Genomic DNA, 13,003 nt, shown 5'->3' with positions numbered 1-13,003 from the left:
CTACCTGCAGGGGCCCGGTCCGAAGTGGTCCGTGCCGCGCTGGCCTGGAGAAAGTTACGTAGGCGATGATCAGAAGTCAAATCGGCTGGTCAGCGCGATGTGACCGTCACTCGGTCGCCTTCTCGGACTATCTCCACCGGGTAGGAACGGCCATTCACGCGGGCGCTGTCGCCTTCCGTCTCGACGAAGTACGGGTGCACTTCCACCAAACGGGCTACGTGTTCCTTGACCGCGAGAACAACGAGCCGCTGGTCACGAGGGAGAGCCGGGTCGATGCCGAACACTCGCGCGACGGAGCCTCGGGTCACGTCCATCGCGTCGACGTGGCGTTCCTGGAGCACCGTCGCCTCGGCGGTGTGCCGGGACAAGGTTGCTCCTGGCACGTACAGCCGATCGCGGAGGAACGCGCGACGCTGTGTGAGCGGGAGCGACGCGCCCAGGTCCAGCGGGATCATCACGTAGGTGAGTCGCAGCTGGGCCACGACTCGGCCACCTACTACCAGCTGCATGTCAAAGGTCGGTAGTAGTGGGTTGCCCTCTGCCAGGCCGGCGAAACGGATCTCCGAGATCGCGGTGCCTGTGGCGGGCAGCGGCTCGTAGAGGTAGAGCGCGACGAGTCGGTGCGGAACGCTGACGCGACCTGGGGCGATGTCGGGCGACCAGCGCTGGAGGTGATGCGCCGGGACGCCGTGGACGATCCCGTCCAGCAGGCCCTGGTGGAGGCGACCGTAGGGAACGGAACCACGGTCGATGTCGAGCACGCTCGTGCTGCCGGCATCCGAGACGCGCAGCGATGTGACGTACTGGAACGCGGGGCCGTGGAACATCTCGCCGCTCGTGTACGGGTCGACCTCCTCCACCGCGTCGGTGAGCTGCGCGAACGGCTCTGGGCGGGTGGTCGGGTACGGGCCGAGGTGGACGGTTCCGCTCGCGACCTCTTCGAACCTGGACAGGTGGACGGTCGCGGCGTCGCGCCACGTCAGCAGGGTGGTCCGCGCGGTATCGCCGTCCAGCTCCACGTCGGTGCGCAGGTGGAGCGGGCGGTCGGTGGGCAGCCAGCGGCGGAGCTGCACGTCACGGACGGCGCACACGTCCCGGCCGGTGCGGCGGGCCGCGGCGTCGGCGAGGGTGTCCACAATGGACAGCATGGGCATCGCGGGGGTGGCCCAGCCAGGGGCGTGGTCGGCCATCCACGGGTGATCGGCCGGATCGAGGTGGATCTCGGTGCTGACCACGTCGACGGTGTTCATGCGGGGCTCGCTGGTGCCTGGTCTGGCGTTGCTCGTGCTGGTTTTGCTCGCGCCGGGACCGGCGGTGGCGGTGTTGTGTGCGCCAGTGCTGATCGTTTTGGTGGTGTTCACGCTGGTGTCGGTGTTGACCGCGTCTGTACCGACGGTGCTGCTGTTGATGTAGGCGTTGATCGCTTGGGTGCTGGTGTTGCGTGTTCCAGTGCTGACTGCGTCGGCGGTACTCGTGTTCGCGGCGCCTGTCGCGGTGCTGCTCGCGTCGGAACTGGTGGTGGCGGTGTTGTGTGCGCCAGAGCTGACCGTGTCGGCGGTGCTCGTGCCGGTGCTGTTGGTGACGGTGCTGACCGTGATTGCGGTGGCCGTGCTTGCGGTGGCCGTGCGGGGGCTGCCTGTGCTCGGGGTGATGCTGGGGGTGACGGTGCTGGCCGCGTGGATGGTGGTCGTGGTGCTGGGCGCGCGGGTGCTCATGGCGAACTGGTGCAGGTGGTAGAGGCGGCGGCCGTCGAACCAGAGCCAGCCCTCGGCGACCACGTGGTCGGGGTGGACGGAGAGGACCTCGACCTCCATCGTCATGGTGCCGGTCCTGGGCACGACTTGGCCGCGGTAGGTCCACTTCATCGCGTGGTTGACGAGGACGGGGTCGTGGCCGGGGGCGCTGAGGCCCTGGGCGCGCAGGTGGAGTCGAAGTGCCTGGCAGAGCGCCTCGATGCCGAGCGAGCCGGGCTGCACGGGGTCCTGGAAGAAGTGGGCTTTGAAGTACCACTCCCCCGCGTCGACGTCCTTCTCCGCGCGGAGCCTGCCGAGCCGGGCCTTGCCGCCGTCGGGCCAGTGGCCGGTGACGCGGTCGAGCATGAGCAGCATGGGCGGGGTGTCGGCGAGGCCGCTGAGGTCGAGGGAACGGCCTGGTGGCAGCTGTTCCGGCGGGCCGCCGGGGAGGCCGACCTGCTCGTCGAGCGCGCGCTTGGGGAAGAAGCCGAAGACAGCGGTGGCGCGGTAGGCGGGCACTCCGTCGGCGAGGACGTGCACGACGAAGCTGTTGAGGATCATGTTGCCGAGGCGGGAGACGGAGCGCAGCTCGGCGGTGGTGCGCAGCACCTCGGTGGCCGGGGTGATCGCGCTGAGCACGGTGCCCTCGCCGTCGAGGTTGCGGTAGAAGAGGCTCTCCTGCTCCTCGGAGACGTTGGTGGTCATGGACGACAGGCAGCCGCAGACCTGGAGGGCGACCTCCATCAGCGCGGCGGGGGGCATGACGGGCCGATCGCTGGAGTCGAAGTACCAGGCGTCGGCGGGGACGTCGTACTCCGCGACGAGGGTGTCACCGACGCGTTCGCCGCCGGGTTGGGCGTCGCCGCCGACGAAGCGGCTGACGAAGAGGTAGGGCGGGCCGGGCAGGCGGGGCATGCGGAGCGCGCCGTCGAAGCGGGCGCGAGCTTCGCCGAACACCTCGGCCTGGCGGCCCCAGGAGGAGGCGAGCACCATGTGGAGCCCGCCCTGCTGTTCCGGGTGGCCGACGGTGCCACCGAGCAGGCGCAGCGGCACGGTCTCCCCCGCCTTCCGCACGCGCGGCGGACCGAGGCGGCGCCAGTGGTCGAAGGGCCAGTCGGGGACGAGAGCAACGGTCAAACCCGCTGCGTGGAAGGCTTTCACACCGTCCACAGTGCACAGAACGTCGGCCGTGACGGAGAACTCGTCGATGGCGGAGACGAAGACCTCGTAGACGAGTTCGGAGTCCGCGGGGGCGACTTGGCGGCGGCAGCGGAGGCGGGCCTGGCCCTGGACCTCGAAGCGCCAGCCGTCGCGGTCGATGGCGTGTCCGCACGCGGCGAGGTGGAAGGACGCGGCCTGGACGGCTCCCTCGAACATCAGGGTGCCGGGCATGCAGGGGTCGTTGTGGAAGTGGCCGTCGAAGAACCAGCTGGTCGGCGTGACGCGCGCGGTGGCGCGGAGATAGCCGCGGTGCGGGTCGAACTCGGTCACCTCGTCGATCAGGCGCATATGGCCGGAGCCGGTTCGCGGCGTGCGGACGTGGGCGCGGGTGATCTCCCAGTCCGGGCCGAAGCACTCGGCTGGGCGGCCCTCTGCGAACGCGGTGACCTGCTCGGAGGTGAAGGACGACGCGGCGCGGGCGGGCGGTGTCGTAACCACGGTGGGGCCGGGGGTCCACTGAACGCCTTCGCTGGCAAGGAGTTCTTCGTCGGTGAAGAAGCCAGCCTGTCCATTTCGGACAGACATGCGAAGTTCTCCGTTGACGAAGCAGTCGTAGTGGAAGGAGAAGACCCGGGCGTCGCCGTCCACGTGGATCTCGTAGCGCAGGGTGTCACCGGGCGCGGGTGGCGCTCCGTGCAGGGTGAGGTCGCAGCCGAGCAGCCGGTAGACCCGTTCGCCACCGACGAGGTCCGCGCCGAGCCAGCTGATCAGCAGCAGGTCGGCCTGTCCGGCTTCGATCATCAGCCCGGCGGGCATCCGGCCGCAGTCGTCGAGGTACCAGGAGTCGTCGGTGACGTCGGTCTCGGTCCAGATCGTGCCGGTCGCACGGCCGTTCACCAGCGCGCCGGGCTCGCCGTCGATGCCCAGGACCCGGTCGGCCAGCAGCATCGGTGGCTCGGGCATGCGGGTTTGCCGGTGTTTGTGGTCCTGCGCGGCGAAGAGCGGCCCGAACAGCTCGGAGACCTTGCCGTGTGCCAGGTGCTCCAGCTGCGCGCGTGTGAACTCGGGGCCGGGGAGCCCGACCGGCGCGGGGCGGGTGAAGACGGCGCTGAGTGTGCGGAGGAAGGCCTGGTCGGCTTCGGCGTGGGAGGCGAGGAACTGGTGGTAGGACTCGGCTTGCCCGGCGAGCGCGGCGCGGTGGGCCGCTGTGACGAGGTCCCGGAGGCTGGTCGGGGCCTGCCGGAGGACCGAGGGCAGGGGCGGGGCGGGCGGCATCACCTGGGTGGGCGTTTCTACCGGGAGCCGCATGACGTTCGCCCTTTCGGCTGGATTCCCAAGCGCTGAGTTCCTGAACGCGATGCCCGCCGCGGCGAGGTCCGCGACGACCTGGGAGAGCGGGGTGTCCATGGCGAGGGCGAGGTGGTCGCGCTCGCCCAGGGTGCGGGTGATCCACGATGTGCAGAGGCCGCGTGGACCGTGTTCGACGAAGGTCCGCACGCCGTCCGACCAGGCGCGTTCGATCACGCGCACGAAGTCGATCGTGCCCAAGACCTGGTGGGTGAGGGCGGCCGCGACCGAGTCGGCGGTGGGCTCGTAGGGCTCCCCGCTGGCGCAGCTGTAGAAGCGGACGCCGGGGATGGGCGTGGTCGGGCGGTGGTGCAGCTCCCACCAGCGCGCTGCGATCTCGGCGAGTTCGGGTGCGTGGGCGGCCATGTCGTAGTCGAGCCGGACTCCGCTGAGGTCGTGCTGGACGAGCCACTTCGCGCAGGCCTCAGCCTCGCCGCCGATCACGCACAGGTCTGGGGTGTTGATCGCCATGAGGTGCACGGCGGTCTCCCCCGCGAGCGCGGCGCGCGCCTGCGAGGCGGTCACGGGGACGGCGTAGCTCGCCCACCGCTCGCCCTTGATGCCCAGGGCGGCCCAGGCTCGGCGGACGGCGAGGTATTCACCGCCGATCTCCTTGTCGAACAAGCCACTCCGCCGAGCTGCCTCGGCGTGCTCGACGGGGTTGCTCCACACCCCCATCGCGGTGAGCGCGGCGCTCTCACCGGAGGAGTAGCCGATCACCGCGTCGGGGTTGCCGAGGAGTCGTCGGCTGGCCTTCACGTGCCGCGCGCTGAGCGCTCCGGCGGCGAGGATCTGGTCCAGGACGTCCGCGTGCGGCTCGGCGGCGGAGCCGTTGGTGAAGACGAACGCGGTCTCGCCGACGATCGGGGTGTCCCGGTAGGACGCTCCCCTGGGCCGGATCGCCTTGTTCTGAAGCCATTTCACGGCCTGGTCGAGCACGTCGCCGTGGACCGCGAGGCGGGCCGGGCCCACGTCGGACTCGCGCCCGGCGATGGCCGCGTTGATCACTTCGGCGCGGTCGCTTCCTGAGAAGATCCGCAGGCGGGGTTCGGCGAGCAGGATGGCCGCCGCGACGGAGAGCAAGCCGCTTGCGGCATGGGTGTCGCCGACGAGGTGGTCGATCTTCGCGCGCGGCGGTTCTTCGCTCAGCACAGCCATGATCTGGTCGCCGTCGCGCTGAGCGTCGTCGAGTCGTTTGAGCACGAGCACGATCGCCGCGTCAGCTGGGTGTTCTGTGCGCAGGGCCGCGCGTTGGACGGCGTCGGTGGTGACGTCGACAGCTCCGACCACGGCCGCGTCGACCTCGCGGTGGCGGAGGGCGCGGGTCGCGAGGTCCAGTGCCACCAGGCCGGATTCCTCGTCGGCGCACACGGCGAATCCTGGGCCGGTGAGGTTGAGCTGCGTGTTGATGCGGTGCGCGGTGATGTGCGGCATGGTGCCGACGACTCCGGCTCCGAGGAGCTGTTCGTCGTGGCCGCCGCGCCAGCTCGCGCCGTAGCGCGCGGCTCCGGCCGAGTCGCCGATGCCGACGAGCACCGAGGTGCGTTCTGGCAGGTCGACCCCGTTGACAGCTTCGCGCGCTGCCGCGAGGGCGAGGAGTTGGCGGGGCTCGGCGAGGCGGAGATCGGTCGGCGGGAAGCAGAGGCCGTCCAGGTCGACGTCCACTGTGGACAGTTGGCCGGGCGTGCCGTTGACCAGGGCTTGGCGGAGGTCTTCCAGGCTTTCGCCGTTGCCGACGCGGGCGCCCATCGCGACGACGGCGATCTGTGCGGGCGGTGGCGGCTCGGGGACTCCGGCTCCGGCTCCGGTGGAGTGCCACGCCTCCAGGACCACGTGGGCGTTCGCGCCGCCGAAGCCGAAGGAGCTGACGCCGGCACGGCGGGGGCCTCGCCACTCTTCGGCCGTTTCCGCCACGCGGAGCGGGGTTCCGGCCAGCGCGTCGATCGGGTCGACGGGTTCTGGTTGTGCGGGGAGCACTCCGGCTTCGAACGCGCCGAGGACCTTCAGGATGCCCGCCATGCCGGACGCGGCGAGGGTGTGCCCGATGGCGGCCTTGACCGAACCGATCACCACGTCCGGAGCTTCGCCGAAGACCGAGGCCATCGCGCGCGCTTCGACGGCGTCGCCAACAGCAGTTCCGGTGGCGTGACACTCCACATAGGACACCGTGGAGGGGTCGAGCCCGGCCAGCTCGTAGGCCCGGCGCAGTGCCCGCTCCTGGCCTTGTTGGGACGGCGCGAGGATGCCGCCGGCTCTGCCGTCGTTGGACAGGCCGACGCCTCGGATCACGCCGAGCACCGGGACGTCGGCGGCGGCCGCGTCCGCGAGGCGCATGAGCGCGATGAAACCAGCGCCCTCGCCGGGGACCAGGCCGTCCGCGTCGCGGTGGAACGGGCGACTGCGACCTGTCGGGCTCGCGGCGGAAAGTGCCTGGAAACCCCTGTGCAGGAACAGGTTGTCGGCGCGGTTGACGGCACCAGCGATCATCACGCGTGCGGTTCGATCATGCAGCCGGTCGCACGCGTGCTTGACGGCGTAGAGCGCGGAGGCGCAGGCCGCGTCCAGGCCGAACGCTCCCGCGCCGAGGCCCAGCGTCACCGCCGTGTGGCGGGCGGGGAAGCCGGAGGCGAACCAGTTCCGTGGATCACCTGGGGTTTCGCCGCGCCAGACGCGCTCGGCGAACTTCGCCGCCTCCTCGTGCGGGTACGGGAGGATGCCGAGGACGAGGCCGCTCTCCTCCGGCCTCGCCCCGGACTCCTTCAGCGCCCGTTGGGTGCCGTGCAGGACCCAGTCGTAGAGCGGCTCCGTCGAACCGCTGACCTCGACGAATCCTCCATTGTGGACACCTTCGGCATCGACCCGCCATCGGCCCGGCGGCACCGGGGTGAGGCAGCTCCTGCGCTCAAGGACGTTGCGCCACAGGGTGTCGGGGTCGGGTGCACCGGGGAACGCGCACGCCCGACCGACCACGGCGATCGGCTCGAACACCCTCGGTTCGAACGCTGTCAACTCGGTCGCCGCACCAACTCGACACCGATGAACTCCGCGCGCACCGCTCCGCTGGAGTCGGTGAGCACCACGTCGCACGTTATGTGCGCGGCTCCGGCGTTCCCGGCGTAGACCACGCACCGCCCTGTGCCCAGCGGACCCGAGCCGTAGGTGCGGACCTCGCCGATGGCCATGGGCAGCGTCGCGCTCCGCAAGACGATCCCGGCCCACACGCACGCCAGCTGGAGCATCCCGTCGAGCGCGGGCACATCGGTGCGCCACGCCTCCTCGGGCCACTCCAGCTCGGTCGCTCCGACGATCTCCGCACTGGCCCCGGAGTCGTTGACGCAGGTCAGTTTGCGCAGCGACTGGAACTGCGGGCCGTGGAAGAGCGCGAAGCCGTCGTAGAGCTCGGGGATGAACGGCGAGGTGGAGTCGGCCAGGTCGGGCCAGTCACGGGGAGCCGTGCTCGCGGTCAGTGTTGCTCGCATGTGCGGGACGCCGTCGCTGAGCTCGATGTCTCCGCCGCTGGTGCGGATGGTCAGCCGGGCGCCTTCGTCCTGATAGTTCTCCAGCGCGATCTTGCGCAGCACTCGGAAGTTCTGGAGCGTCACGGGGCGCTCGGTGGCTCTGGTGAACCACTCGACGGCCATCACCACCGGCAGCACAGCGGTGCCGTTGATGGTGTGGTCAACGAGGTAGGGGTTTCGGCGCTCGTTGACAACGATCTCCGTGGGGACCGCGGGTGGAGCTGGGGCTTCGCCGTCCTGTTGGGCGAGGCACACCCTGCTCAGCCCTGTCGGGCGCAGTTCGTCGACGAAGGCCGCGGCTCCGGCTTCGATGGGGATCAGCGGGACTCCGTTGCCGGTGAACAGCTCCGCGAGCTGCGGTGTGACCATGCCGCCGTGCCACGGCCCCCAGTCGACCGAGCGGATGGCGCGCCCAGGCTTGCGTGCCAGCTCGGCGGCGGCGACCTGGTCGAGCACCTCGTTGGCCACGGCGTAGTCGGCCTGGCCCGCGTTGCCGAAGAGGCCGGTCACCGAGGAGAACAGGCACAGCACCTCCACCGGATCGTCCACAGTGGAGCGCAGCAGCGTCCGGAGCGCGTCGATCTTGGTGCTCAGCACGCGCTCGACCTGCGCGGAGTCCTTGTCCGCCAGGTGTTTGTCGGCGAGCACTCCGGCGCCGTGCACGATGCCGGTGATCGGTCCCCACTCCGTGCGGACCTGGCTGAGGACCTCGGTCAGCGCGGCCTCGTCCCGCACGTCGACGGCGGTGTAGCGGACCTTGGAGCCCGCGTTCTCCAGCGCGGCGATCGTCTGGTGGATCTCGCGTCCGGCGAGGATGTCCTTGGCCTGCGCGGAGAGCGCGGCCGGGTCGGCCTTCCCGGTGGCGGCCAGCGCGCGGACCAGCGACGGCTCGTCGGCGTGGGCGCTCAGGCCGCCGGGCTCGACCTTCAGCGTGGTGCGGCCGAGCAGCACGATCCGGGGTTGGTGGCGCTTGGCCAGCTCGATGAGCGAGGCGGCGGTGACTCCGCGCGCGCCGCCCGTCGCGACGATCACCGACTCCTGGGTGATCATCGTGGTGTCGTTGCTGGTCAAGGGTTCTGGGCGCACGTGGAGCGCGTTGCGCGTTCCGTCGGCGCGAAGGCCGACATCCAGGTCGGGGCCGCCTTCGAGGAGTTCGTCGACGATGGCCTTGGCCAGGTCTCGGGGTGTGCGGTCGCCGCGTTCGAGGTCGAGCGCTTTGACTCCGGCTTCGGGCAATTCGCGAGCGGCCGTGCGAGCGAGGCCGGAAAGCCCGGCCGTCCAGGCACGGTTGCCTTGCGCGCCGCTGAAGTCACCTCCGGTGTCTTGGACGGTGACGAGCAGCTTGCAGCGGTCGGCGATGGTTGAGGCGGTCATGATCGCGCTGGTCAGGTGGGATACGGCTTGTTCGGGTGCCACTTCGGCGAGGTTGAGGATGATCAGGCCGGTCGCGTTCTCGGCGTCGATCTCGGCGGTGCAGCCGTGCGCGCGCAGCTCCGTGACGAGAGCTTCGGCCAGGCCGGTGCCGTCGTCGGTGACCGCGATCGGGCCGTCGAAGAGACCCGCCACGGCGAGCCCCGCCGGAGCGGCGGAAACGGCTGTCGGCACGCTTCTTACCAGCTCGCCGATGACCTTGAGCTGGGGTTTGGGGGCTTCGACGGAAGTTGGGGAGCCGCCTCCGAGGTTGCGGACCTTCTCGGCGACCTCGCGCAGCGTGCGGGCGGCGGCGAACTCGGCGATGTCGCTGTCCGGGAGGTCGCCGGTCTGGTCGCGGAAGGCGGAGAGGATCTCCACGCGCTTGATGGAGTCGATGCCCAGGTCGGACTCCAGCTCCATGTCCAGGTTGAGGATCTCCACCGGGTAGCCGGTGCGTTCCGCGACGACTTCGAGGATCTTCGCGTCGATGTCCACTTCGGACAGATGTGGCGCTTCCACCGGGACTGTGGCCGGGGCTGGGGTTGGGACGGGCGCGGGGGCGGCGGTTGGGGGCGGCGCCATGACGGCGGGTGCGGGCTGGGGCGTAGGGGCTGGTTGGAACGTGATCGGGGTTGGTTGCAGCGGGGGCTGTGCGACGGGGACGGGTGCGGCGATCGGTGGGGGTGAGCCGAGGAGGGCGGACAGGGACAGCTCGGACATGCGCAGGTAGGCGAGGTGGCTCTCCGTGACACGGCGCTGGTAGTCCGCGTGCGCCTCGGCGGTCTGGCGCTGGTAGTCGGCGTGGGCAAGCGCGGCCTGGCGTTGCGTCTCTTCCAGGAGGGACAGCATCGAGGAGTCGGCTCCTGTGCGGGTCGGGAAGACCACGGGTCCGTGGCCGTTCGCTGGGGCGAACGCGGTGGTCGGGGCGTTCGTCGGCGAAGTCGCGAACTGCGCGGGGGCGGGTGCCATGACCGACGTGGGGACAGGAGCCGGGCCGGTGGCGGCCGGAGGTGGGAAGGTGGCCGGGGCTGGGGTGAGGGCGCCGTTCTTGGGCGGGTAGGCGCGGTCGTAGACCCCGCCGTCGATCTTCACCGTCATCCGTGCGCCGTCCTTCCGGTGGGGCTGCGGTACCGGGCCGTACTCCTCCCAGAGCACGGCGAAGTCGAGTTCGGCCCCGGCGACCGCGAGGCGGCCGAGGGCTTCGTGCACGGTGCTCATACCGTCGCAACGGGGGCGGTCCAGGTTCACGGCGACGTGCGGGCGCGAACCGAGCACGCGGCCGACGAGGCCGGTGAGCGTGCTGCCCGCTCCGACCTCGACGAAGGTGCGGACGCCGGCCGAGTACATGGCCTCGATCTGGGCTTGGAACAGCACGGGGGCGGCGAGGTGCCCGGCGATGCGGTCGCGCACTTCGTCCACTTCGGACGGATAGGTGCCGCCGTCGGTGTTCCCGTACACGGGGACGGTTGCCGCGCCGATGTCCACAGTGGACAGGAACGAGGCGAACGGAGCGGCAGCGTCGGCGACCACCGGGCTGTGGAAGGCGGTAGCGGCTTCGAGGCGGCGGGTGGTGACGCCCTTCAGAGCGGCTTCGGCGGCAGCGATCCCGGCGGTGGTGCCGGACAGGACGACCTGCTCGGGGGCGTTGTGGTTGGCGATCCACACGCCGTCGAGTCCGGCGATCGCGTCCGAGACCTTGTCGTGGGTGGCGGTCACGGCGAGCATCGCCCCGGCGGTGGTCCGCGCGGCGTCGCGCATCAGCTCGCCACGGCGGCGGGCAGTGGACAGCAACGCCTCGGCTGAGAGGACTCCGGAGGCGTGGAGCGCGGTCAGCTCGCCGAAGCTGTGCCCTGCGACGCAGTCCGGGCGCAGGCCGAGGGCTCGGACCACGTCGAGCAGCGCGAGGCTGTGCGCGGCGAGGGCGGGCTGAGCCCACTCGGTCGCGGTGATCCGGGCCTGCTGCTCCCCACGGGAAGCGTCCGAGAAGACGGGGTGCGGGAACACGACGTGGTGCAGCGGAGTGCCGTCGAACTCCGTTGTGCCATAACGGTCCCAAGCACGTTGGGCAGCTGGTAGCTGCATCGCGAGGTCGGCGCCCATGCCGACGTACTGCGAGCCCTGGCCGGGGAACAGGAACGCGACGCCGCCGAGCTCGGCCGGGCCGGTGGCGTAGGCGAGGCCGGGCGCGGTGAACGGCCGGTCGTCCAGCTCGGCGACCTGCGCGAGCTTGGTCTTCAGGTCGGGTTGCGAAGCTGCGACCACGGCGAGGCGGAACGGGGCCTTGGGGTCGAAGCGCTGTTGGCTCTCCCGCGCGGAGATCGAGGTGTCGGTGGCCAGCTCTTCGCGGGTTCCGGCACTGAAGAGCCAGAGTTCGGTCGCGGCGGTCCTGGAGCGCGGCGCGCGCTCGGCCCAGCCCGAGCCGGTCGGCACGTACTCCTCCACCGTGACGTGGAAGTTGCTGCCGCCGAAGCCGAAGCTGGACACCGACGCGCGCCGGGGGTGGTCGTCTCCGCGCACCCACGGGCGGGCCTCGGTGTTGAGGTAGAAGGGACTGCGCTCGATCTCCAGGTTGGGGTTCGGCGCGTCGACCTTGATCGTCGGCGGGAGCACGCGGTGGTGCAGCGCGAGGATCGCCTTGAGCAGCCCGGCAGCTCCTGCCGTGCACTTCGTGTGGCCGATCTGCGACTTGACCGAGCCGAGGGCGCACCACTGGGCGTCCTCGCGCTCCGGCCCGAACACCGAGCGCAGCCCGGCGAACTCCGCCGCGTCACCGGCCTTGGTTCCCGTGCCGTGGGCTTCGACGAGCTCCACAGTGGACGGTGAGTAGCCAGCGCGCTCGTAGGCCCTGCGCAGCGCGAGGGCTTGACCTTCGGGAACGGGGGCGTAGATCGCGGTCCCGCCACCGTCGGAGGCGGTGCCGACGCCGCGGATCACCGCGTAGACCTTGTCGCCGTCGCGCTCGGCGTCGGCGAGGCGTTTGAGCGCGAACATCACCACGCCCTCGCCGAGCATGGTGCCGTCGGCCTGGTCGGAGAACGGGCGGCAGTCACCGGTCGGGGACAGCGCGGGGGTCTTGGAGAAGCAGATGAACATGAACGCCTCGTTGGCGGTGTCCACTCCCCCGGCCAGCATCATGTCCGCGCGCCCGGAGGCCAGCTCCTCGATCGCGGTGTTGAGCGCGGCGAAGGAGCTGGCACAGGCCGCGTCTGTGGTGTGGTTCATGCCGTGCAGATCGAAGCGGTTGGCGATGCGGCCGGAGATCACGTTGGTCAGCAGCCCGGGGAAGCTCGCCTCGCCCCAGTCAGGGTTGAGGTCGAGGAACCGCGTCACCGTTTCGCGCACGATGTCCTCGGGGAGTCCCTGCGCGCGCAGCACCCGCTTCAAGACCGGCGCGGACAGCCGCTGCGCCAAAGCTCCCACCAGGTTGAGCGCGGAGGCGCCGAGCACGACGCCGGTCCGCTCACGGTCCAAAGTGGACGGATCGCCGCCCGCGACCTCGGCGAGCACGCGTTCGGCGACCATCAGCGACATCAGCTGGGCGGCATCGGTCTGTTCGAGGTTCTTCGGCAGCACTCCGAAGTTCAGCGGGTCGAACTCCGTCGGCGTCAGGAACGCGCCGCGCTTGGCGTAGGTCTTGTCCGGAGTGAGCGGGTCGGCGTCGAAGTAGTCCTCGACCAGCCAGCGGTCCACCGGGATCTCGTCGATCAGGTCGTGACCGCCCGCGACCGTGCGCCAGAAGCCCGCTGTGCTGTCAGAGCCGGGAAGCAGCGCGCCGAGGCCCACCACGGCGATCGGCACGGCGGGCGCGAAGTCCTCGAACATGCTCACTCC

The 13,003-nt window shown here is 70.7% G+C and carries 2 protein-coding genes; both read right to left on the bottom strand.

Annotated elements, in window-relative coordinates:
- Positions 1 to 89: 89 nt before the first annotated feature.
- A complete protein-coding gene (locus ABD798_RS33880) occupies positions 90 to 7,250 on the bottom strand; it encodes a beta-ketoacyl synthase N-terminal-like domain-containing protein (protein ID WP_344884494.1) in 7,161 nt (2,386 codons plus the stop codon).
- Complete coding sequence (locus ABD798_RS33875; protein WP_344884491.1) at positions 7,247 to 12,994, bottom strand: SDR family NAD(P)-dependent oxidoreductase; 5,748 nt, start codon at positions 12,992 to 12,994, stop codon at positions 7,247 to 7,249. Before ABD798_RS33875 ends, ABD798_RS33880 begins: the two co-directional genes overlap by 4 nt.
- Positions 12,995 to 13,003: the final 9 nt, after the last annotated feature.

Origin of the sequence: Allokutzneria multivorans (assembly GCF_039537405.1) — a bacterium.
Taxonomy (GTDB): domain Bacteria; phylum Actinomycetota; class Actinomycetes; order Mycobacteriales; family Pseudonocardiaceae; genus Allokutzneria; species Allokutzneria multivorans.
Note: the sequence above shows the minus strand (reverse complement) of the source record. Positions and strands in the feature narration are given on the sequence as shown.

Coding starts and splice junctions, on each gene's coding strand:
- ABD798_RS33875 (WP_344884491.1), bottom strand. CDS start 12,994: ATGTTCGAGGACTTCGCGCCCGCCGTGCCGATCGCCGTGGTGGGCCTC.